We start from the raw sequence: 22,157 nt of genomic DNA, 5'->3' as shown, positions 1-22,157 counted from the left end.
GGGATCAGAGCCACAATCTGGCGCCTGCCCATAAACACGCGCCCACGCCCAAAAAACAGGCATCATAGGGACACCACAGAGGCGCCACTGTCGTCAGGCCTTGTGCTTAGCCAAGTGTCTGGCAACGGTTAGGTATGACGAGTGAAGATAAATTTTTCGACGAAATGTGTCGCTCAAACGGTGTGCGGGGTCCCTACGACCGCTACCATACATGGTTCAACCAGCAGGATGTTGTGCGCCTTGCCCAAAAATCCGAAGAGGCGGAGCGATTTTTCCGACGCACCGGCATTACATTCAATGTCTATGGTCAGGATGATGCGGAAGAACGTCTGATCCCCTTTGACCTGATACCGAGGATCCTTTCGAACCGGGAGTGGACCACTCTGGCCCGGGGTGTTGATCAGCGGGTGCGGGCGATCAATGCCTTTCTGCACGATATCTATAACCGGCAGGAAATCCTGCGGGCGGGCATCGTGCCGATCTCTGTAATTGCGCAAAACGATGCCTTCCTGCCGCAGATGATCGACTTTACCCCCGCTGGCGGCGTCTACACCCATATCGTCGGCACCGACATCGTGCGCACGGGCGAGAACGAGTTCTTCGTTCTGGAAGACAATGCAAGGACGCCCTCCGGAGTCAGCTACATGCTGGAAAACCGCGAGACGATGCTGCAGATGTTCCCGGAGCTGTTCAGCCAGATCAAGGTGCAGCGGGTCAGCGACTACCCCAAGAACCTGCGCGCCTCGCTTGAAGCTTCGGCGCCGCCGAATTGCGAAGGGCGTCCCTTTGTTGTGGTGCTAACGCCGGGCATTCACAACTCGGCCTATTACGAGCACAGCTTTCTCGCAGATCAGATGGGGGTCGAACTGGTCGAGGGGCACGACCTGCGCATAATCGACGGGCGGATCAAGGTCCGCACTACACGCGGATATCGCACCGTCGATGTGATCTATCGCCGTGTCGATGATGATTTCCTTGATCCGCTGACCTTCAACCCCCAGTCCATGCTGGGCGTGCCGGGCATCATGGATATCTATCGCGCGGGCAACATCACCATAGCCAACGCGCCGGGCACGGGGGTGGCTGATGACAAGGCAATCTACAGCTACATGCCCGAGATCATTGAATTCTATACCGGCGAAAAAGCGATCCTGAAGAACGTGGAGACGCATCGCTGCTCTGAGCCGGACAGTCTGAAATACGTGCTGGATAACCTTTCCGACCTGGTGGTGAAGGAGGTGCACGGATCGGGCGGCTACGGCATGCTGGTTGGCCCCGCGGCCAGCAAGAAGGAAATCGAAGCCTTCCGGGAAAAACTGATCGCGCGCCCGGCCAACTATATTGCCCAGCCCACGCTGAGCCTGTCGACCGTGCCGATTTTCACTGAAAAGGGCCTGGCCCCGCGCCATGTCGACCTGCGGCCCTTTGCGCTGGTTTCGCCCAAGGAGATCAACATTACGCCGGGCGGTCTTACCCGCGTTGCCCTGACCGAGGGCAGCCTTGTGGTCAATTCAAGCCAGGGCGGCGGTACCAAAGACACCTGGGTCCTGGAGAGCTGATATGCTGGGAAAAACTGCAGGCGGTCTTTACTGGATGTTCCGCGGGCTTGAACGGGCCGAAAACACCGCACGTCTGATCGAAGCGGGGTTTCGTATTGCCCTGACGCGCTCCACGGATCCAGCATCGGACTGGCGGTCGATCATTGTTGCCGCAGCGCAAAAACAGGGCTTTGACGCAAGGCATCTCGAATACACCAGCCAGAACGTCAGCGATTATTTGCTGCGGGAGCCAAGCAACCCAAGCTCGGTCCTGTCGGTGATCAAGGCAGCGCGAGACAATGCGCGACTTGTCCGCACCGCATTGACCACCGAAGTCTGGATTGCCGTGAACGAAACCTGGATGGTGCTGACGGATCTTCTTAAAACACCTGTGTCCGAGGCGGACCTGCCGCAGACGCTTGAAGCGATCCGGCATCAATCTGCCCTTGTGCGCGGGGCCTTGCACGGCACCATGCTGCGTAATGATCCCTACAATTTCTGCCGTCTTGGCACCTTTATCGAAAGGGCGGACAGCACCGCGCGGATTGTGAATGTGAAGTATCACGCACTTCTGCCATCGCCATCATTCGTCGGAAGCAGGCTCGATAATGTGCAGTGGGAAATGATCTTGCGCTCGGTCTCGGCGCACCGGTCCTTTCGGCACGCGTTTGACGATGATTTCAACGCTGCCAGCATCGCAGAGTTTCTTTTGCTCGACGAACGCTTCCCCCGTTCACTGGCGTTCTGTGCCTGCAACATCACCTCGAATCTTGCGGCCCTCTGTCCGACCGGAGGCGAGGAAAGTGGCAGTCTGAAAGCCGCGCGTGCCTTGCAGGCACGGTTGCAGCACCGCGACATCGGATCCATCTTCGAAGACGGGCTTCACGAGTTCATATCGCAATCGATCATCGATATCGCCGACATCGGTACGAGGATCGAACAAGAATACAGGTTCATCAGTTAGATGCGCATCAAGATCGCCCATAACACCACCTACATCTACGATCATCCCGTCTCCGGCGCCCTGCAACAGGTTCGATTGCAACCTGTCGACGGTCCCCTGCAACAGGTCAGGAACTGGGACATCGATGTGGAGCACGGCAGCGTTGCGGCAAGCTATCGTGACCATCACGGTAACCGCGTCAGCCTGATCTGCGCAGACGAAGGGGCAACCGGGTTGACCATCACCGCCCGCGGCGAGGTGGACACCGAGGACAAAGCCGGGGTGCTTGGCCCTGTCTATGGCCGCGCCCCGCTTTGGTATTTCCAGCAATCCACCGCTTTGACCAAGGCTGGCCCGCTGATCAAAGCGATCGCAGATGGCGTGCCGGACCAGGGGAGCGAGCTGGAAAAGATGCACCTGCTGTCCGCGGCCGTCCTTGGCGCCGTGCCCTATACGCTCAATGAAACCCATACCGAAACCAAGGCGGAAGAGGCTGCGGGTCAGGGCAGCGGTGTCTGCCAGGATCACGCGAATATCTTCATTTCCGCGGCTCGCCTGCTGGGGTTTCCGGCGCGCTACGTCAGCGGGTATCTGGTCATGGACGACCGGATCGATCAGGATGCCAGCCACGCCTGGGCTGAAGCCCATATCACGGGGCTGGGATGGGTCGGCTTTGACGTCTCTAACCAGATCTCACCGGACGAGCGCTATGTGCGGCTTGCCATTGGACGCGACGCCCATGATGCTGCGCCGATCTCAGGCCTGCGGATAGGGCACGGTGAGGAGTCACTCATTGTATCTTTACAGGTGCAGCAGTAAGAAAGTTTCGCGATCTTGATCTGTTGGTGACCCCCTATGACTTACTGCGTGGCGATGCGGCTGAACCATAGCCTTATTTTCATGTCGGATACGCGCACCAATGCGGGTGTCGATAACTTTGCCTCCACGCGCAAGATGTTCACGTTCGGCGTCCCGGGGGAGCGCAGCATAACGATCATGACGGCGGGCAACCTTGCAACAACACAGGCCCTGATCAGCCTGCTGCGCGAACGTACCGAAGCCGCCGATGACCGTGATCCCGGAATTCTGAACCAGCCCACCATGTTCCAGGTGGCCCGTCTGGTCGGCTCGACCCTACGCGAGGTGATTTCCTACAGCACCCCTGAGGGGCAGCAATCGTCGGATGCCTTCAGCGCCTCTGTCATCGTCGGCGGCCAGATCAAAGGCGGCGCGCCCACGGTGTTCCTTGTCTACCCCGAAGGCAATTTCATCGAGATTTCCGAAGACACGCCATTTTTCCAGATTGGTGAAACCAAATACGGCAAACCCATCCTCGTGCGGGCCTTCGGACCGGAAATGTCGACAGAAGACGCGCTGAAGCTTTTGCTGGTTTCATTCGATTCAACCGTCAAATCAAACCTCTCCGTCGCACCGCCGTTTGATGTGCACGTGTATGACAACGACAGCTTTGATCAGACAAGTATTTCCCGGATTGAAATCGACGATCCGGCCTATCAGGCGATTTCATCGGGCTGGGGACAAGCGCTGAAAGAGGCCTTGGACGGGTTGCCTGCCTACAAGATCTAAGGCCCCCGAACGCCTGAGCCCATATTCTGTGCATATTCGCCATCCATAGGGTTCCGGAATGAACTCCAAAACCTGTTCCCGATCACAAGGATTCAGGCGGCCCGTCACCCGTGAATTACAACATGCGCAGCCACAAACCGCGCATCTGCCCCCCTTTCGTGACATTGCTGCGCAATGTACTGCCAAACAGCGATCAAGATTGTTTTGGGGAGGCTCAAGGATCGGCGGCGCGCGCGCACTGATACGACAGAGACCGAAGACCCTCCTGTCTGCAACCGCACTCGTCGCAAGCTTTTCTATTGATTATGCGCCCTGCCCCAGCGGCGAGCCACAGCCGTCGGCAGGATGCGTGTCAAAATTACAAATACGGCGCCCACATCACAGTAAAAGCGTAAACTAGACTTTACCCAAGAAATTAATCTGAAGCACTATCGAATCGCTAACGCGGCCTTTTTGACGCAGCTGTCAATTGCTTAAATCCTACGGCAAATTTCGCAATAAATGACACCACCACGCGTTGATTCAAACCACCCATACGGGAACAAATTTGGCAAAAAGTGGAAAGCCACACCATATTCAGTATGAAGCAGAGGCTGCCTGCACCAATCTCCTTATTTTGTTGAAAATTTTATTAGACTATGGCAGGCTTCTTATCCGGAGGTCGTATAGACAGCTGAACTGGCAAGTTCAAACCGTCGGAAATATCACGCACTTCCATTTCGCATTTATGCCGATTGTTGCTTTTTTCTCTGACACTTCTTGGGGAGGAGTGGATTTGCGTACCAGTATCATGCCGCGTGTCGTTACACGAAATCATAAAGTTATCCTTATTGCCGGCGGGGCCGGTTTTGTAGGATCAAACCTGTGCAGACGTTTGATTGATGAAGGACACGAAATTATCTGCGTCGATAATTTCCAAACTGGAAACAGATGCAACATTGCACCGTTTTTACAGCATCGTCATTTCCGCCTCATCCAGCATGATATCTGTGATCCGTTAGATATATCAGGGCCTGTAGATGAAATTTACAACATGGCCTGTGCTGCCTCACCGGACAGATATCAAGAAGGCCCGGTCCATACCTGCAAAACCTGTTTTCTGGGTGCGCTCAATTTGCTTGAGCTGGCCCGCCGCAAGAAGGCGCGGATATTGCAGTCCTCCACCTCGGAGGTCTATGGCGATCCGGAAATTTCCCTGCAGGATGAAAGCTACCGCGGCTGCGTCAACACCTGCGGCCCCCGCGCCTGCTATGACGAAGGCAAGCGCGTGGCGGAAACATTGTTCTGGGAATATGGCGCCCACAATGGGGTTGAAACGCGGATTGCACGGATCTTCAACACCTATGGTCCCAACATGGACCCCGCAGACGGGCGGGTTGTGTCAAACTTCATCGTGCAGGCCCTGAAAGGCGAGGATCTGACCGTCTATGGCACCGGCTTGCAAACCCGCTCTTTCTGCTACGTGAGCGATCTTGTGGATGGGTTGATCCGTCTGATGGCTTCGGATGAGAAGATGCCCGTGAACCTGGGGAACCCCGGTGAATTCACCATGCTGGAGTTGGCCGAAAAGGTCGTCAAAATGGTGCGGTCGCGGGCAGGTGTCACGTTCCGGCCGCTGCCGCAGGACGATCCCAGACAACGCAAACCCAATATTACCCGCGCCAAGACGATCTTGGGCTGGTCGCCAAAGGTGAACCTCGACGAGGGGCTAGCAGCCACAATCGAGTGGTACCGTGAGCGATTGGCGGCAGATCAGGAAGCGGAGGCACCAGCAGGACAATGACCCAAGCTTCCTCAATCCTTGTTACGGGCGGCGCCGGGTTTATCGGCTCGCATAGCTGCAAGGCCTTGAAAATGGCAGGGTATCTTCCCGTTGTCTTTGACAATCTATCCACCGGGCACGCAGAGGCCGTTCGCTTTGGCCCCTTCGTAAAGGGCGATATACGCGACCAGGATGCGGTTGCGGCCGCGATCTCAAAGCACAAGATCACCGCGATTTTGCATTTTGCAGCCTCCGCCTATGTTGGAGAGAGCGTCCAGCACCCGAACGCCTATTACGACAACAACGTCGGCGGCATGATCTCCTTGCTGAAGGCTGCAAGCGCGACCGGCATCAAGCGGATTGTATTCTCCTCAAGCTGTGCCACCTACGGTGTGCCGGAGACATTGCCGATCATCGAGACAACGCCGCAACGGCCGATCAATCCATATGGCCGGACCAAGCTGATTGGCGAGCAGATGCTGGAAGATCTCGCCCATGTGACGGATCTGACATTTGCCTGCCTGCGCTACTTCAATGCGGCGGGGGCAGATCCCGAAGGCGAGCTGGGCGAGCAACATGATCCCGAAACCCACCTTGTCCCCCTTGCTCTGATGGCAGCGTCGGGGCGACGCGAGGTCCTTTCGATCTTTGGGGATGACTATCCGACACCCGATGGGACCTGCATTCGCGATTATATTCACGTGGCGGATCTGGCCAGGGCGCATGTTCTGGCCCTGCAGCACCTGATGCAGGGAAAGCCATCGATCAAGCTGAACCTCGGCAGCGGCAGGGGGCATTCGATCCTTGAAATCGTGCGCGCCATCGAGGCCAAGACTGGCCGGAAGTTGCCCATCCGGATCGAACCTCGTCGCGCCGGTGATCCGCCGTCGTTGACTGCAGACCCTTCCCGCGCCGCCGAGGTGCTGGGGTTTCGGGCCGAGCTGTCTTCGCTGGACCAGATCATTGAAGATGCGGCCCCGTGGTTCGGGCTGAAATGCAATGTCGCAGCGTGACCCCCGATATCGCAACGTGTCCCGTATAATCGTGGGACGCAATCGAGTCCTGTTCTGGGCCCTGCTGGGGATATGGGCGGGCGCGACCCTGTGGTTCTGGACATGGTGGTTCTCGCCTGAGCACATCGCATCACCCTGGCGGTTTGCCCTTGTGACCGGGCTGCTGGGCTGGCTGAGCTTCCTGCAATGCTATTTCGTCTATTTCGCGTTGCGCGCAGTTCGCTCCTGCGCGCCCGATCCAGAGCCTGGGCAATTCCGCGTGGCCATGATCGTGACCAAGACGCCCTCAGAACCGTTCGCGGTTGTGCAGGCCACGCTTGAGGCGATGCTGGCGCAGGATTATCCGCATGACACCTGGCTCGCGGATGAAGACCCCAGCGCCGACACCATAGATTGGTGCGCCCGTCACGGCGTGAAGATTTCCAGCCGCAAAGGAGTGGAAGAGTATCATCAGGCAACCTGGCCAAGACGCACACGCTGCAAGGAAGGCAATCTTGCCTATTTCTACGATCACTGGGGCTACGCGGAATACGATATCGTAAGCCAGCTAGACTCCGATCACGTGCCGCAACCGGGCTACCTGCGCGAAATGTTGCGCCCCTTTGCAGATGCGGATGTGGGCTATGTCAGCGCCCCATCCATCTGTGCGTCAAACGCCTCCCGCAACTGGGCGGCGCGCACGCGTCTCCACACCGAAGGAGCGTTTCACGGGGTGCTGCAGGCGGGCTATACCGCCGGGTTTGCACCGATGTGTATCGGATCCCACTACGCCGTGCGGACCCGTGCCTTGCAGGAGGCTGGCGGATTGGGGCCTGAGCTGGCCGAGGATCATTCCACAACAATGCTGATCAATGCGGCAGGCTGGCGGGGGGTGCATGCGCTGGATGCGATTGCCATCGGCGACGGCCCGGCAACGGTGGCCGATCTTGCGACCCAGGAGTTCCAGTGGTCCCGCAGCCTGGTGACCCTGTTGCTGGTGCATACGCCGCACTATCTGCGACAACTGCCACTGCGGCTGAAATGGCAGTTCCTGTTCTGCCAGATGCTCTATCCCATCTTCGGCGTGACTTTCTTGCTGATGTACCTGCTGCCCATTCTCGCGGTTGTGTTCGATGTCCGTTACGCGGAAATCACGTTTCCTCAGTACCTGCTCCACGCGGTGCCACAGATCGCAGCCTTGCTGCTGCTGGCAAGCGCCCTGCGGCGGCTGAAGGTTTTCCGCCCCGTGGATGCCCCCCTTATCAGCTGGGAACGGACCCTGTTCCTGATGCTGCAATGGCCCTGGGTATTGTGGGGATGCATTTCGGCCCTACGAGACAGCCTAACAGGGCGCTTTGTCGATTTCCGGATCACCCCCAAGGGCAATACCGGGCCAACCCGTTTGCCGGTCAAGGTCTGGGCGGTCTATGCGATTCTGGCTTTAGGGTGTATCCTACCGGTATTGCTGGCGGAACATCTGGAACAGGCGCAGGGTTTTTATCTCCTGACGTTGTTTTCCGGGAGCCTTTATACCGCCACGCTGACCGTGACGGTGTTGAGACATTTTTACGAGAACGGATGGCCCGTCAGATTACAGTGGCGGGATGTTGTAGTGCAGACGGGGGTCGTGGCGACCACAGCGACATTGCTGTTCAGCGCCTTTACGATCCGCGCAGCAGAAAGCGCCTATGCCCTGTCGATTGGCCTTAAATCGGTGCAAATCGTCGACGTGCAGGTCAACGTCGCAGGGGCTGGCAGCGCACATCGAGATCCGTTTGGATATAGGTTTAATTTTGACTGGGGTGATGAACGCACCCCAGCGTGGTGACCGAAGAAACCCAGTGCGGTGACCACAGTATAGGAGGACCGGGTCTATGAAACGTTTCAAACCAGTCTCTCGCGCGAGGCGCATACTTGCTGCGATTGCAATCGCGGGATCTCCCCTCATCCTGTCCGCTGCGCCTCTTCCTCCCGGCAACATGCCCTATGGCGCATTTGACCCTGAGGGAGATTATAGCGACGAACCCGATGCGGTGATTGAGCATGTCTTCCTGCCCTGGGAGGACGTGTCGCTGATTTCCCTTCTGGATGCCGATGAATATGCGCTGGAACGCGGGCGCGCCCTGATGGTCACGATCGAACCCTGGACCTGGACCGTGGACGAACGCAACACACCGGAATTTCTGCGCAATGGCATCCTGAATGGCTATTATGACGCCAACATGCGCGGCATCTGCCAAGTGCTCAAGGACCTGCAAAGCCCGATCTCTGTGCGGTGGGCGCATGAAATGGAGCGCAACGAAGGCCAATTCATTTGGTCAGATTGGGATCCGGAAGACTATATCACCTCGTACAAGCGAATGATTGACATCTGCCGTGATCAGGCCCCGGACATCACTGTTGTCTGGTCGCCCGCAGGGGATGACGGGCTGGAGGATTATTACCCCGGTGACGACTACGTTGATATTGTAGGCCTGTCGATTTTCGGTCTCGAGCAATGGGAGATCGATATTCTCGGCGGCGCGCGCAAGTACCAACAGTGGCTGGACGAAACCTATGCTCGTGTAGAAGTTTTCGGCAAGCCGGTCATCGTTGCAGAGCTTGGCTTTGTCGGCAGCGCCGCCTACGTGGCGCAATGGGAAGGGGAAGTTCGGCAACCACAGCCCGACAAACCGCTGTTGTCCGGTGTGGTCTACTTCAACCAGAAAGAGGTCTACCCCTGGCCAGATGGATATGGCTTGCCGGATTGGCGCCTGGAAAACCGAGTGATCGGCGACGATCAGGAGGTTGGCAACTAGCAAAAATTCGCCACTCATAAAGCAGCCACAAATCAACCATTGCTTAACCATAAGCATGCCTTAATTTAGCGCATCAATGGTGGGGAAACCACCGGAGCAAGCTAGGGGCAGCGAGCAATGTTTATGAAGACAGCGACCGATTGGGTGTCTGCGACGCTCAGTGTTGGGTTTATTGTGGCAATCACTGCGATCCCAATGACTGCAGCCGCCGAGGCAGAACAGCAAAGCGTCGAGAATGTTTATGCTTTCAACTGGATGGCCAATGGCAAGAAGGTGAGCAAACGCGAAGCGCGTGCACGTCAGGCGGCGCGGCGGGCCTCTTGGATGAGCACGCGCGGCGGGGCCACGTGGATTTGTTCTCCGGCAGGGTTTGGTCAGAAGTCGCGTTGCTATCGCGGCTAAAGCCGTGATCGCCGCGATCCCCGACCGGATCTAGACCAACATCTTTTGAAAAGGTGACCTCTCCGCTTTTGCGGAGCAAGTCTGCCGCCGACACGGGAGGTCTGCGGCGCGCGCCACATGCGGTGCACAACCCGGCCAGGCTGCCCCCGGTGGATCTGGCACCCTTTTCTGTCAATCAAGCATCTGTCAGTCCGGACTCCGGCCCCTGCACATTATCGTTGAGCCAGCAGCGCTCCGATGACCCTGGGCTGCATCACGGTATCCTGACAGGGTTCCGTATCCGGCAAGGTCCGGCAGGCATTCCACAAAGCTTTCAGGGTGCGTGGCCCTGCATACCCGTCTAGGGGGCCAACAGCCTTGCCTTGTTGTTTGAACCTGGATTGCAGGACGAAAATCGCGAAATTCGGGTTGCTGGCAAAGATATCCATGCCAAAGTCGGTACTCTTCAGGTCTGGTCGACTTTTGAATTCTGCGAGAAATTCGTCATACCGGTCCGACCGCCGCGTGCCCGCCAGCTTCAGGGTAAACTCCAGCCGCTCCCGATCGGCCTCGTCAAGAAGGTGGGAATAGCGCTCCAGATATTTTGTAGCCTGTTTTGGTGACTTTCTGACATTGAGCCGGTTACCGTCGCGGACAAGCTGGATCAGGAATTTAGCCGCCTCGGGATTGCCATCCTCTGACGCCTGTTCAAGCATGTCGATCGCATCTGGACCGCTTGCGCGCATATTGATGCCGTATAGCTGTCGCAACGCCTCCAGCTTGGCGATACGGGGTTCACCTGCCGCACGCGCCTTTTCGGCAAAGGTTTCGAATTGCCCGCGCCGGTCCTTCCCAAGGTATCCAAACATCGCCCCTTCAGCCAGGGTCGCCCAGGCCGCGCCAGTGCCCAGCTCCCCGCTTTGGATCAGCAGGGCCTTTGCGGTCTTGCGGTCTGTCTGACGCCACATCATATCCGCGCCAAGGTGGAGCAGGCCTTCGCCATTGCCCGCCATTGCCGCATCTTTGAAAAGTGCGGTCGCGCGGGGCCGGTCTTTGGGGAGGTCGCCACCAAAGAACAATAAAGTGCCCAGAGCCACCTTGGCCTCAGCATCGCCAATATCCACGGCGCGTTCCAGCAACTGCACACCGGTGGCAAGGTCTTGCTCCATGATCCGGCCACTGATGAGTTGTTCCCCCAGGGTGCGCATTGCATCCGGGCTTCCCTTCTGCGCTGCCAAGCTCAGATAGTCGCGCGCCTTGCCCGGGTCAGCAGGTGTTCCCACGCCCCACAAAAGCGCCTGCCCCAGCGTTTCTTCTGCGAGCAGATTGCCCTTGTCAGCGGCCGTGCGCAGCAGGCGCACTCCCCTTTCAGGGTCCGCCTCGACATAAAAGCCATCGAGCAGGACTTTGCCCAACACCGCTTGCGCTGCCGTGTGATCGGCCGCCGCTGCCTGTGAAATCAGCGCCATCCCCCGATCCTTGTCCTGGGGTAGCCCCCTGTTGCCATAAAGGAGGATTTCACCAAGCTGGAGTTGAGCGTCAACGGCGCCCGGGTCTGCGGCAGCCTCTTGCAAGGCGTCAAACTCAGCTGTTTGGGCGTGAATAGCTGGCCCGGTGGCGCTGAGAATTACAACAAGACCGATGCCAATTCGTTTCAATAGAGGAGGACGTACGGACATTTCCCTTCCCTCACTATTTACCCTTTTATTAGACGCCTTTGAGGCCGCCTTTGTCAAATGAATCCAGATGCGGCAAACGTATGGTCCTATGGTAGCGGGGGACACGCGCCGCTCTATTGGCTTATCTAAACGGTTCAATTTCAAAGCCCTGCGCAGAGGCGATCCAAACTCGATTGCCTTAGCAATGGTATGAGGCTGAATGAATTACCGGGCCGCATCCTACCCAAATACAGAATGCTCAGGCGACACCAATATTACGGTGCGCTAGTTTTCCCGGCTGGAAACGCGTAGGGCTTCCAGCTGGCTGAGGGTCCGGTCAAATGCCTGCCCCGTCGGGGTCAGGGTCAGATCGTCGTTGACGAGGTTCAGATGCGGAGTGTGGCCATTCCAAGTGTAGGGATTGGCGGCGAACCAGGCATGTCTTTCCACGAATGGCAGGCCTTCCATCATGCGCATGGCATCTTCAACGAATTTGGCATTTTTCCGATAGGTCGCGGATCCGGGTCGGTGCCAGTCAACATAAGCAAATTCGGTTACCCAGATCGGGCGATTGTATTCCGCGTGTACAGCTGTCAGCCAGTCGCGAAATTCCCTCACGCTACCGTTGGTGGAATAGTAGTGCACCGCCATAAAATCGACACGCAGCCCGCGCGCCTCAACTTGGTTCATGAAGCGGCGTTGCCACGAGTTTTTCCCCAGCGTTCCGCCCTGTGTGGTGGCCGGGCTGCCTAGGCGCAGACCACGCCGTTCCAGCTTGGGCCACAATGCGGCCGCGCGTGCAACGGACAGTCTGCGTTCGCCGTCCGGTTCGTTGAACCCCAGCAGATGCCGTACGGGCAAATCTGATTGTATTGGCTTGTTCACATCCGACACGTTGTGGATCATGGGCACGAATTCCACACTGCGCCGGTGGCGGCGGCTGGTATACATCTGATCGGGTCGCCAGTTGTAATACCACCCGAGCGCCGGCGTATCTTCCAGCCATTTCAACATGGTATAGCTGGAATTTTCCCAGGCCCCGACCCCTGCCTTCTCAGCCTGCGCTGATCCAACAATCATCATGGCCATAAGTGTCGCAAACACATAGCGCAGCATGAACCCGCCTCTCCAAGTTGCTGTCAACTCAAGCCGCCTGACGCGACTTGGGGTTCAGGCGGTCTAACGCGTTAGAACGGCCATTCTTGGGCAAGAAGTGGGTATAAATTGTTAACTGTGACGCTCGTTTTCTGTCGTACATTCCTATTTTTACTTACTTTTTACGAGAATGCTGAAGGGTTTCTTGCCGGGATGAGAATTTCGATCCCGTTTCACAACCCCTTGGACCCGTTTTGGCCCATCTCATCTGCCTCATTGCTGCTGTGAAGCCTTGTCGCACGGAAAAGGGTCTTAGCCCAGTTCCCCGAGACCAGGACTGAATGGTTCCTTGGCTGCTGTGACAGGTAAGCAGCACCGCCGCGAGGCAAACGCCTATCCGGCTTCGGATATGACGCCTCTTTCGGCGCCCCGGTATCCCGCCAGTCAGGTAGACCCATCTTGAAGGCGCGCTGGCGGCAATCATCGACTTGGTTCAAAACGCAAAAAGCCTTTCCGTGGAAGGGCTTGATGAGAACACGCATGAGTATCCAATTAAGGTTGGTTGCGGGAGCAGGATTTGAACCTGCGACCTTCAGGTTATGAGCCTGACGAGCTACCGGGCTGCTCCATCCCGCGGAGATTGTTGGTTATGATCGTTAGAGAGATTTTTTTGGTATTTACTAGGTTTGGCGGTGACCTACTCTCCCAGGGCTTAAGCCCAAGTACCATTGGCGCGACGGCACTTAACTTCCGGGTTCGGGATGGGACCGGGTGTTTTGCTCGTGCTATGACCACCAAACCGAGTAAATACCAAAAGCCTCCGGCTTTTGGTATTTGCGGCAGGCAGGATATTTGCGAAGCAAATGCCCGTTGCCGCAGGCCCGTTATGTCACGGGTCGTTTTCCAAAAGCGGAAGGTTTTTAGATCAACGTTTTGTCCAAGTTTCGTTTTGCTTTTTGGTGTTTACGAGACTGTCTGTTACTGGAACAGATCAAGCCTATCGGGCGATTAGTACCGGTCAACTGAATGCATTGCTGCACTTACATCTCCGGCCTATTGACGTGGTGGTCTTCCACGGCCCTCAGGGATACCTTGTTTTGAGGGGGGCTTCCCGCTTAGATGCCTTCAGCGGTTATCCTTTCCGATCATAGCTACCCTGCACTACCGTTGGCACGATAACAGGTCCACCAGTGGATCGTTCACCCCGGTCCTCTCGTACTAGGGGCAACTCCTCTCAAGTATCCTACACCCACGGCAGATAGGGACCGAACTGTCTCACGACGTTCTAAACCCAGCTCACGTACCTCTTTAAACGGCGAACAGCCGTACCCTTGGGACCTGCTCCAGCCCCAGGATGAGATGAGCCGACATCGAGGTGCCAAACACTGCCGTCGATATGGACTCTTGGGCAGTATCAGCCTGTTATCCCCGGCGTACCTTTTATCCGTTGAGCGATGGCCCTTCCACTCGGGACCACCGGATCACTATGGCCGACTTTCGTCTCTGCTCGACTTGTCAGTCTCGCAGTCAGGCTGGCTTCTGCCATTGCACTCAACGAGCGATTTCCGACCGCTCTGAGCCAACCTTCGCGCGCCTCCGTTACGCTTTAGGAGGCGACCGCCCCAGTCAAACTACCCGCCACGCAGGGTCCCGGATCCGGATAACGGACCGCGGTTAGACATCAAGAGTGCGAAGGGTGGTATCTCAAGGGAGGCTCCACCGGAACTAGCGTTCTGGTTTCGATGCCTACCACCTATCCTGCACATCACAATCCTGATGCCAGTGCGAAGCTGTAGTAAAGGTGCACGGGGTCTTTCCGTCTAACCGCGGGAAGCCTGCATCTTGACAGGCAATTCAATTTCGCTGAGTCGATGTTGGAGACAGCGGGGAAGTCGTTACGCCATTCGTGCAGGTCGGAACTTACCCGACAAGGAATTTCGCTACCTTAGGACCGTTATAGTTACGGCCGCCGTTTACCTGGGCTTCAATTCGGAGCTCTCACTCCTCCTTTTAACCTTCAGGCACCGGGCAGGCGTCAGACCCTATACGTCGTCTTGCGACTTCGCAGAGCCCTGTGTTTTTAATAAACAGTCGCCACCCCCTGGTTTGTGCCCCCGGATCCAAGTTGCCTTGAACCCGGGCCTCCTTCTCGCGAACTTACGGAGGTATTTTGCCGAGTTCCTTCAACATCGTTCTCTCAAGCGCCTTGGTATTCTCTACCAGTCCACCTGTGTCGGTTTAGGGTACGGTCTGATGGAGGGCTATTTCCAGGGACTGCTCAGCAGCCCAACCAATCCGATAAGGCTGAACTACAGTCGCAATCCGTCACATCCTCCTGGCCCAGGAATATTAACCTGGTTCCCATCGCCTACGCCTTTCGGCCTCGGCTTAGGGGCCGGCTTACCCTGCTCAGATTAGCTTTAAGCAGGAACCCTTGGACTTTCGGCGAGAGTGTCTCTCACACTCTTTGTCGCTACTCATGTCATCATTCTCGCTAGTGATCTCTCCACCGGATGGCTCACGCCCCGGCTTCATCGAAAGCCTCTTGTCTCCAATCTTCCCGAAGGAAGTAAGGAGACATGAGACTATGTCACACTACGCTCTGCTACCATGCACTATGTGCATCCTCGGCTTCGGCTCATGGCTTGAGCCCCGTTACATCTTCGCCGCAGGACAACTTATTTAGACCAGTGAGCTGTTACGCTATCTTTAAAGGATGGCTGCTTCTAAGCCAACCTCCTGGTTGTTTTGGTCGTCCCACCTGCTTTCCCACTTAGCCATGAATTGGGGGCCTTAGCCGGAGGTCAGGGTTGTTTCCCTCTCCACTACGGACGTTAGCATCCGCAGTGTGTCTGCCATCTAGTACTCCCGGGTATTCGGAGTTTGGTTAGGATCAGTAAGCCTGTGGGGCCCCATTACCCATCCAGTGCTCTACCCCCCGGGGTATTCGGATGACGCTCTACCTAAATAGATTTCGCAGAGAACCAGCTATCTCCGAGTTTGATTGGCCTTTCACCCCTAGGCACAGCTCATCCCGATCTTTTTCAACAGATGTGGGTTCGGTCCTCCAGTGCGTGTTACCGCACCTTCAACCTGGCCATGCCTAGATCACTCGGTTTCGGGTCTGATCCCACGAACTCATTCGCCCTATTAAGACTCGCTTTCGCTGCGCCTTCGCCTAGCGGCTTAAGCTTGCTCGTGAGACCAAGTCGATGACCCATTATACAAAAGGTACGCTGTCAGCCCTCAAGGGGCCTCCAACTGATTGTAGGCGTTCGGTTTCAGGTACTGTTTCACTCCCCTCGTCGGGGTGCTTTTCACCTTTCCCTCACGGTACTGGTTCACTATCGGTCAGTAAGGAGTACTTAGCCTTCGAAGGTGGTCCTCCGATCTTCAGACAGAATTTCACGTGTTCCGCCCTACTTAATACGTCCATCAAAGCTTCCTGTACGGGGCTATCACCCGCTATGGCTGCGCTTCCCAACGCATTCCAGTCACTTCTCTGGCTCGGCTGGTCCCCGTTCGCTCGCCGCTACTAAGGGAGTATCAATTGATGTCCTTTCCTCCGGGTACTTAGATGTTTCAGTTCCCCGGGTTTGCTCTTAAAACCCTATGTATTCAGGTTTTAAGTACCTGGTTCAGCAAGATATTGGCTACCGTGGTAACAATATCGAACTGTCAGGTGGGTTCCCCCATTCGGAAATTCATGGATCAAAGCCTATTCTCGGCTCCCCATGACTTATCGCAGAGTATCACGTCCTTCATCGCCTCTTACTGCCAAGGCATTCACCAAACGCCCTTCTCGCGCTTGATCTGGTCCAGAAAGAGACAGTCTTTGACAACTGTCGGATCCGGAAGCTGGTTCACAACCGGATCATCTGTCTCTGAACCAAAAAGCATACTTTCCCGCTCTTTCATCCTGGTGCCTGTGATGTCGGTCGCAGGCGGACGAAAGAACAATGCATGATCGGGTAGATCATGCGGGTTAGTGTACTTGACTTGGACAACTCCGTCGTTTCGAACCGGCATACCAGAAGGCGTCTGAGGAAACATGACGTATCTTCCGGCTTGCCTCACCCCGAAGGGATCGGCACCAATCCGAGATCATCCCCACACTCGGGGCGATCAACGGTGTTGTTGATTTTTCTCTCTATACGATGTCAAAACTGCGTCCGATTGGACGGATAAGAACCACTTGCGGTGCTTATCGATCTAATCGGGGAATGGTGGGTCGAGGAGGACTTGAACCTCCGACCTCACGCTTATCAGGCGTGCGCTCTAACCACCTGAGCTACCGACCCATTCTAAATGGGGCCGATTGCAAAGTGGTGGAGCCTAGGAGGATCGAACTCCTGACCTCCTGAATGCAAATCAGGCGCTCTCCCAGCTGAGCTAAGGCCCCTTGCTGAACCTCAGGGGTCTGAGGCTCGACTGTCTGAAGAGATATGAGGACGGCTCGGTCCTGATGTTGACCGGCTTTGTTTGCCGATCTTCTGCTAAGTGATGCACGAGAAAAGCTGCGCTAATCTGACTAGCATCATCCTTAGAAAGGAGGTGATCCAGCCGCAGGTTCCCCTACGGCTACCTTGTTACGACTTCACCCCAGTCGCTGAGCTCACCGTGGTCCGCTGCCTCAAAAGTTAGCGCACGGCCTTCGGGTAAACCCAACTCCCATGGTGTGACGGGCGGTGTGTACAAGGCCCGGGAACGTATTCACCGCGTCATGCTGTTACGCGATTACTAGCGATTCCGACTTCATGGGGTCGAGTTGCAGACCCCAATCCGAACTGAGACATCTTTTGGGGATTAACCCATTGTTGATGCCATTGTAGCACGTGTGTAGCCCAACCCGTAAGGGCCATGAGGACTTGACGTCATCCACACCTTCCTCCCGCTTATCACGGGCAGTTTCCCTAGAGTGCCCAGCCGAACTGCTGGCAACTAAGGATGTGGGTTGCGCTCGTTGCCGGACTTAACCGAACATCTCACGACACGAGCTGACGACAGCCATGCAGCACCTGTCACTCGGTCACCGAAGTGAAAACCAGATCTCTCTGGCGGTCCGAGGATGTCAAGGGTTGGTAAGGTTCTGCGCGTTGCTTCGAATTAAACCACATGCTCCACCGCTTGTGCGGGCCCCCGTCAATTCCTTTGAGTTTTAATCTTGCGACCGTACTCCCCAGGCGGAATGCTTAATCCGTTAGGTGTGTCACCGAATAGCATGCTACCCGACGACTGGCATTCATCGTTTACGGTGTGGACTACCAGGGTATCTAATCCTGTTTGCTCCCCACACTTTCGCACCTCAGCGTCAGTATCGAGCCAGTGAGCCGCCTTCGCCACTGGTGTTCCTCCGAATATCTACGAATTTCACCTCTACACTCGGAATTCCACTCACCTCTCTCGAACTCTAGACCGATAGTTTTGGAGGCAGTTCCGGGGTTGAGCCCCGGGATTTCACCCCCAACTTTCCGATCCGCCTACGTGCGCTTTACGCCCAGTAATTCCGAACAACGCTAACCCCCTCCGTATTACCGCGGCTGCTGGCACGGAGTTAGCCGGGGTTTCTTTACCAGGTACTGTCATTATCATCCCTGGCGAAAGAGCTTTACGACCCTAGGGCCTTCATCACTCACGCGGCATGGCTGGATCAGGCTTGCGCCCATTGTCCAAGATTCCCCACTGCTGCCTCCCGTAGGAGTCTGGGCCGTGTCTCAGTCCCAGTGTTGCTGATCATCCTCTAAAACCAGCTATAGATCGTAGACTTGGTAGGCCGTTACCCCACCAACTATCTAATCTAACGCGGGCCGATCCTTCTCCGATAAATCTTTCCCCCGAAGGGCGTATAAGGTATTACTCACCGTTTCCAGTGGCTATTCCTTAGAGAAGGGCACGTTCCCACGCGTTACTAACCCGTCCGCCGCTCACTCCGAAGAGTGCGCTCGACTTGCATGTGTTAAGCCTGCCGCCAGCGTTCGTTCTGAGCCAGGATCAAACTCTCAAGTTGAAATGCGATTGCTCGCATATCCTTGACGTTCGAACCTCTGCACATCTTCACCAGGAGGCTAATCCTGATGAAAGTCTCTGTTTGTGTGCTTGGTTTCAAAAGAAACCGAAGCCGTACAAACAGTGAAGCTGACACTGGATCATCGGAACCGAAATTCCTACCAGCGCGATATACAGACGTTGATCCATCGAAATGAACCAAACCGCCCACATATCTCTTCAGTTATCTGTCAATGTCAAAGAGCAACACCCAGCGGCCAAAACAAACAGATGCGCCAATCTCTCAGCGCGCCCGCCTGCCTCATCCTCAAAGATGCCTCAGTCTCTCCTGAGCGTCTCAACCGTCTTTCCGATCCGTCAGCAGCGTCTCCGCCGCGCCCCGTAGCGCCTCAGCGCCGCCGGTGAAGGGGGTTCTAGTCCTAACTCCAAATACCCGCAACCCCAAAATCAACAAAAACCGAAAAAACGGGAAATTTCTCGCAATATTCAACAAAATCAAATGCTTAACCCAAACTTAAATCTGGCCCCGATGTGCGATTTAGCAGTACATTCTCCTATTTGCTGGTCCTTCCCCCCACACTCGGCGAGGGACGCTTAGTCCTCCACAGGGTTATCCACAGAGCACCGTTGAATCACACCTGAATCGGGTTGGAATCGGATGGGAATCGCCCGGACGAGAGCCGGTCAGAGGGCCAAACCGACTCGACGACCATCGAAAATTGCCTGCGCCGCCATCCGGGGCGCATCGGCATCACCGACGAGTTGCGGCGTAACACCCAGCCCGATCAACTCGTCCCGCAGAGACATATCCGCATGGTTCGAGACCGCCATTACCAAATCGTCGGCCGAAATGGCCCTTTGCGAGCCGGTCAGCAGGCAGGTCACCGTCGCGCCCTGCCCGTCCCAGCCTGCGATGGCGGCCTCGGTTATAAATGTGACACCCAACTCAGCCAGTGCGCGGCGCAGGTGGAGATCCGTGGCCGAACGCTGCAGCTCCTTGCCCACCATCGGGTCCGGCGTCACCAGCGTCACCCGGTGCCCGTCTTCGGCCAGCCGCCAGGCGGTGCCGCAGCCGCGCCAGTTGCCGCCTTCATCCAGGACGATCACTTCCTGGCCCAGACGGGCACGGCGGGCCATCACATCCTCGGCGGACCAGACGTGGCCGTGTTCGATCCCCGGCAGGTGGGCCAGATGCGGTAGCGCCTTTTGGAACCCGGTCTCCGTCGGCTTGCTGCCGGTAGCCAGGACCACCCTATCGGCGCCCTCGCACTTTATGTCATCCGCATCCATATAGGTGTTGAGCCGGACATCAACGCCCAGACGGGTGAGCTGGCGATCGTACCAGCTGATCAGATCGGTGATCTGCCCCCGGCGTGGCTGTAGCCCCGCCAGATGGAATTGCCCCCCCAGATGCGCAGCCGCCTCGGCCAGGGTCACGTGGTGGCCACGCTCGGCCGCAACCCGGGCAGCCTCCAGCCCGGCGGGGCCACCGCCGACCACCAGCACCTTTTTCGGATCGGTCGTCGGGTTGAAGCGATCACCGCCCCAGCCATGCTCTCGCCCGGCGGATGGATTGACCAGGCAGGAAATCCAGTAATCCCGGCTGCGCCTCCCCCAACACTGCTGGTTACAGGACAGGCAGCCCCGGATATCCTCTGCCCTGCCCGTCTCTGCCTTGGCGACAAGATGCGGATCGGCGATCTGGCCGCGCACCAGGGACACCAGATCTGCCTCTCCCGCGCCCAAAAGGGTATTGGCGTTCTCCGGCGTGCGGATATGACTTTCGGATGTCACAAGGGCCTGCTGCACAGCGCCCTTCAGCGTTCCGGCTAGATCCGAGGTCAGCTTCTCCCCGTGCTGAAAGCTGGGCAGCAGCCGGGCGAAATCGAAATAGGAACCGGAGCCGATGGTCACATAGTCCATCGCACCTTCGCTGTCGTGCAGGGCGACGATCTCGGCCATGCTTTCACGGCTGAGAGCAATATCGACCCCCGGTTCGTCATTGACCGACAGGCCGATGATAAAGTCCTCGCCGCAGGCGCGGCGGATGCGGTGCAAGATCGTGCGCGAGAGGCGCGTTCGGTTTTCCAGACTGCCACCCCAGCGGTCATCGCGCTGGTTGGAAAAGGGCGTCCAGAACTGATCGAGCAGGCAATGATAGGCAGCCCAGACCTCGACCCCGTCGAACCCTGCCTTTTGGCAGCGGATCGCGGCCTGAACGAACCCTTCGATGGTTTCCTCGATTTCGGCCTCGCTCATCATGTGGCTGGCGTCGCTGTCGTGGTAACTTGGCCCACCCGAGGGCGACCAGGCGGCGTGCCAGGAATTGTCCTGATCGCCGTGGGCGCCGACGTGGTAAAGCTGCTGGATCATCACCGCACCTTCGGCCTTGCTGGCCTCGGTCAGGCGGCGAAAGTGGGGGATCACTTCATCGCTGGAATGGAGGAAATTGCCGCGCGTAAGCACCGCAGAGGCATGCACCGGCATCGGCTCGACCACGATCATCGCCGCGCCGCCCAGCGCCCGTTCGCGGTAATAGGCCGTATGCGCCTCCCCCGGCAGCCCACCCTTTGCCATATTGGTGGTGTGGGCGCCAAAAACGATACGGTTGCGCAGCGTCTTGTGGCGCAGGGTCACCGGGCGAAAGATATGCGGAAAGGTGCTCATGGCTCAGCCCTCCAAATCGTTCAATCCTGACATCAGATCGCCGGTCATCCCGGCGGCCTCCATATGCTGGCGCAGGCGCTGGTTATAGCCGCCGGGTGTGTTCAGCGCTTCGATCAGATCGGCGCAGCCTGCCTCGGCGAGGCTGGTGGCGACCAGCATCCGCAGGAAGGCCTCTCCCTGCGCCGGATCTGCAACGCGCTCCCCCAGCCAATCCGCTGCATCGCCGACCATGCGCGCCACCGGTGACAGCACCGCCTGGGCACAAAGGTAGGCGTCCAGCTCGGCGCTATCTTTGAGAGCAAATACGGTATTGCGGGCACCAAAGAGAGCGTTGACCAGTTCGATGTCGCCCAGCGCCATGATGGCAGAGCCGCCCTGTGCAATGCCAGGAAAGGGCATCATCACCGCCGAAGCCCGCGCAGGCGCGACCAGGTCCCCCACCCGCGCCAGATCGGCGCCCGCGATGAAGGAGATCACCTGTTGATCTTCGCGGAAGGTGAGCGGCGCCAGAATGTCCGGCGCGGCCTCCGCCATCAGCCCCAGAAAGATCACATCGCTCTGGTCCAGAACCTGCTGGTTGGGCGCAGCCGAGACGTTGTCAAAGGCGCCTGCCAGTTCGGCGGAGACATGCGCGCTGCGCTCGGAGACCGTGATCTGATGCCCGTCGCCTGCGATACCACGCACCACCGCCCCCGCGATGGTGCCGGTTCCGATGACGCCGATCCGCATA

13 protein-coding genes, 3 tRNA genes and 3 rRNA genes are annotated in these 22,157 nt (G+C 57.2%); 9 read left to right on the top strand and 10 right to left on the bottom strand.

Going from position 1 to position 22,157, the window contains the following annotated elements; all coding sequences use genetic code 11:
• The first annotated feature begins 134 nt into the window (after positions 1 to 134).
• The 9 genes from JL2886_RS15385 (at position 135) to JL2886_RS15345 (ending at position 10,022) form a co-directional block, all read left to right on the top strand.
• Positions 135 to 1,559, top strand: coding sequence for a circularly permuted type 2 ATP-grasp protein (locus tag JL2886_RS15385; protein WP_065272805.1), 1,425 nt, complete (start codon positions 135 to 137; stop codon positions 1,557 to 1,559).
• A 1-nt stretch (position 1,560) separates the two neighbouring features.
• Positions 1,561 to 2,502 carry an alpha-E domain-containing protein gene (locus tag JL2886_RS15380; RefSeq protein WP_065272804.1) on the top strand — a complete coding sequence of 314 codons (942 nt, stop codon included), beginning with the start codon at positions 1,561 to 1,563 and terminating at the stop codon, positions 2,500 to 2,502.
• Complete coding sequence (locus tag JL2886_RS15375; RefSeq protein ID WP_065272803.1) at positions 2,503 to 3,300, top strand: transglutaminase family protein; 798 nt, start codon at positions 2,503 to 2,505, stop codon at positions 3,298 to 3,300.
• Positions 3,301 to 3,336: 36 nt separating this feature from the next.
• Positions 3,337 to 4,068: a peptidase gene (locus JL2886_RS15370; RefSeq protein WP_065272802.1), complete on the top strand. Its 732-nt coding sequence runs from the start codon at positions 3,337 to 3,339 to the stop codon at positions 4,066 to 4,068.
• A gap of 790 nt (positions 4,069 to 4,858) precedes the next feature.
• The gene (locus JL2886_RS15365; protein ID WP_065272801.1) at positions 4,859 to 5,851 is read left to right on the top strand and encodes a UDP-glucuronic acid decarboxylase family protein; all 993 of its coding nucleotides are present in this window, start codon (positions 4,859 to 4,861) and stop codon (positions 5,849 to 5,851) included.
• Positions 5,848 to 6,843, top strand: a complete 996-nt coding sequence (galE, locus tag JL2886_RS15360; protein WP_065272800.1) for a UDP-glucose 4-epimerase GalE — start codon at positions 5,848 to 5,850, stop codon at positions 6,841 to 6,843. Before JL2886_RS15365 ends, galE begins: the two co-directional genes overlap by 4 nt.
• The gene (locus JL2886_RS15355; RefSeq protein WP_065272799.1) at positions 6,830 to 8,650 is read left to right on the top strand and encodes a glycosyltransferase; all 1,821 of its coding nucleotides are present in this window, start codon (positions 6,830 to 6,832) and stop codon (positions 8,648 to 8,650) included. The genes galE and JL2886_RS15355 overlap by 14 nt, the downstream gene beginning before the upstream one ends.
• 46 nt (positions 8,651 to 8,696) lie before the next feature.
• Positions 8,697 to 9,620, top strand: a complete 924-nt coding sequence (locus tag JL2886_RS15350) for a glycoside hydrolase family 26 protein (protein ID WP_065272798.1) — start codon at positions 8,697 to 8,699, stop codon at positions 9,618 to 9,620.
• A 117-nt stretch (positions 9,621 to 9,737) separates the two neighbouring features.
• Positions 9,738 to 10,022 carry a hypothetical protein gene (locus tag JL2886_RS15345; RefSeq protein ID WP_133245386.1) on the top strand — a complete coding sequence of 95 codons (285 nt, stop codon included), beginning with the start codon at positions 9,738 to 9,740 and terminating at the stop codon, positions 10,020 to 10,022.
• Positions 10,023 to 10,234: 212 nt separating this feature from the next.
• On the opposite strand, the gene JL2886_RS15340 is transcribed toward JL2886_RS15345, so the two are convergent.
• The 10 genes from JL2886_RS15340 to JL2886_RS15290 form a co-directional block, all read right to left on the bottom strand.
• Positions 10,235 to 11,680, bottom strand: a complete 1,446-nt coding sequence (locus tag JL2886_RS15340) for a tetratricopeptide repeat protein (protein WP_082996101.1) — start codon at positions 11,678 to 11,680, stop codon at positions 10,235 to 10,237.
• A 264-nt stretch (positions 11,681 to 11,944) separates the two neighbouring features.
• Positions 11,945 to 12,775: a glycosyl hydrolase gene (locus JL2886_RS15335; protein ID WP_065272795.1), complete on the bottom strand. Its 831-nt coding sequence runs from the start codon at positions 12,773 to 12,775 to the stop codon at positions 11,945 to 11,947.
• A 538-nt stretch (positions 12,776 to 13,313) separates the two neighbouring features.
• Positions 13,314 to 13,390, bottom strand: a tRNA-Met gene (locus JL2886_RS15325).
• 48 nt (positions 13,391 to 13,438) lie between these two features.
• Positions 13,439 to 13,553 (bottom strand): 5S ribosomal RNA (gene rrf / locus JL2886_RS15320).
• A 188-nt stretch (positions 13,554 to 13,741) separates the two neighbouring features.
• A 23S ribosomal RNA gene (locus tag JL2886_RS15315) occupies positions 13,742 to 16,568 on the bottom strand.
• Positions 16,569 to 16,978: 410 nt separating this feature from the next.
• A tRNA-Ile gene (locus JL2886_RS15310) sits at positions 16,979 to 17,055 on the bottom strand.
• A 25-nt stretch (positions 17,056 to 17,080) separates the two neighbouring features.
• Positions 17,081 to 17,156, bottom strand: a tRNA-Ala gene (locus JL2886_RS15305).
• A 145-nt stretch (positions 17,157 to 17,301) separates the two neighbouring features.
• Positions 17,302 to 18,761: ribosomal RNA gene (locus JL2886_RS15300) — 16S ribosomal RNA — on the bottom strand.
• Together the 16S, 23S and 5S rRNA genes with 3 tRNA genes alongside form the textbook arrangement of a ribosomal RNA operon.
• 683 nt (positions 18,762 to 19,444) lie before the next feature.
• Positions 19,445 to 21,427, bottom strand: a complete 1,983-nt coding sequence (locus tag JL2886_RS15295; protein WP_065272793.1) for an FAD-dependent oxidoreductase — start codon at positions 21,425 to 21,427, stop codon at positions 19,445 to 19,447.
• A 3-nt stretch (positions 21,428 to 21,430) separates the two neighbouring features.
• Positions 21,431 to 22,156, bottom strand: a complete 726-nt coding sequence (locus JL2886_RS15290; RefSeq protein ID WP_065272792.1) for an NAD(P)-binding domain-containing protein — start codon at positions 22,154 to 22,156, stop codon at positions 21,431 to 21,433.
• Between the last annotated feature and the right edge of the window lies 1 nt (position 22,157).

This window comes from Phaeobacter gallaeciensis (assembly GCF_001678945.1).
GTDB classification, from domain to species: Bacteria; Pseudomonadota; Alphaproteobacteria; order Rhodobacterales; family Rhodobacteraceae; genus Phycobacter; species Phycobacter gallaeciensis_A.
The sequence above is the reverse complement of the archived record's forward strand: the minus strand, read 5'-3'. Positions and strand labels throughout refer to the sequence as shown.

Bases quoted from the DNA above. Each gene is read 5' to 3' on its own strand.
- JL2886_RS15385 (WP_065272805.1), top strand. From the start codon at position 135: ATGACGAGTGAAGATAAATTTTTCGACGAAATGTGTCGCTCAAACGGT.
- JL2886_RS15380 (WP_065272804.1), top strand. From the start codon at position 1,561: ATGCTGGGAAAAACTGCAGGCGGTCTTTACTGGATGTTCCGCGGGCTT.
- JL2886_RS15375 (WP_065272803.1), top strand. From the start codon at position 2,503: ATGCGCATCAAGATCGCCCATAACACCACCTACATCTACGATCATCCC.
- JL2886_RS15370 (WP_065272802.1), top strand. From the start codon at position 3,337: ATGACTTACTGCGTGGCGATGCGGCTGAACCATAGCCTTATTTTCATG.
- JL2886_RS15365 (WP_065272801.1), top strand. From the start codon at position 4,859: ATGCCGCGTGTCGTTACACGAAATCATAAAGTTATCCTTATTGCCGGC.
- galE (WP_065272800.1), top strand. From the start codon at position 5,848: ATGACCCAAGCTTCCTCAATCCTTGTTACGGGCGGCGCCGGGTTTATC.
- JL2886_RS15355 (WP_065272799.1), top strand. From the start codon at position 6,830: ATGTCGCAGCGTGACCCCCGATATCGCAACGTGTCCCGTATAATCGTG.
- JL2886_RS15350 (WP_065272798.1), top strand. From the start codon at position 8,697: ATGAAACGTTTCAAACCAGTCTCTCGCGCGAGGCGCATACTTGCTGCG.
- JL2886_RS15345 (WP_133245386.1), top strand. From the start codon at position 9,738: ATGTTTATGAAGACAGCGACCGATTGGGTGTCTGCGACGCTCAGTGTT.
- JL2886_RS15340 (WP_082996101.1), bottom strand. From the start codon at position 11,680: ATGTCCGTACGTCCTCCTCTATTGAAACGAATTGGCATCGGTCTTGTT.
- JL2886_RS15335 (WP_065272795.1), bottom strand. From the start codon at position 12,775: ATGCTGCGCTATGTGTTTGCGACACTTATGGCCATGATGATTGTTGGA.
- JL2886_RS15295 (WP_065272793.1), bottom strand. From the start codon at position 21,427: ATGAGCACCTTTCCGCATATCTTTCGCCCGGTGACCCTGCGCCACAAG.
- JL2886_RS15290 (WP_065272792.1), bottom strand. From the start codon at position 22,156: ATGCGGATCGGCGTCATCGGAACCGGCACCATCGCGGGGGCGGTGGTG.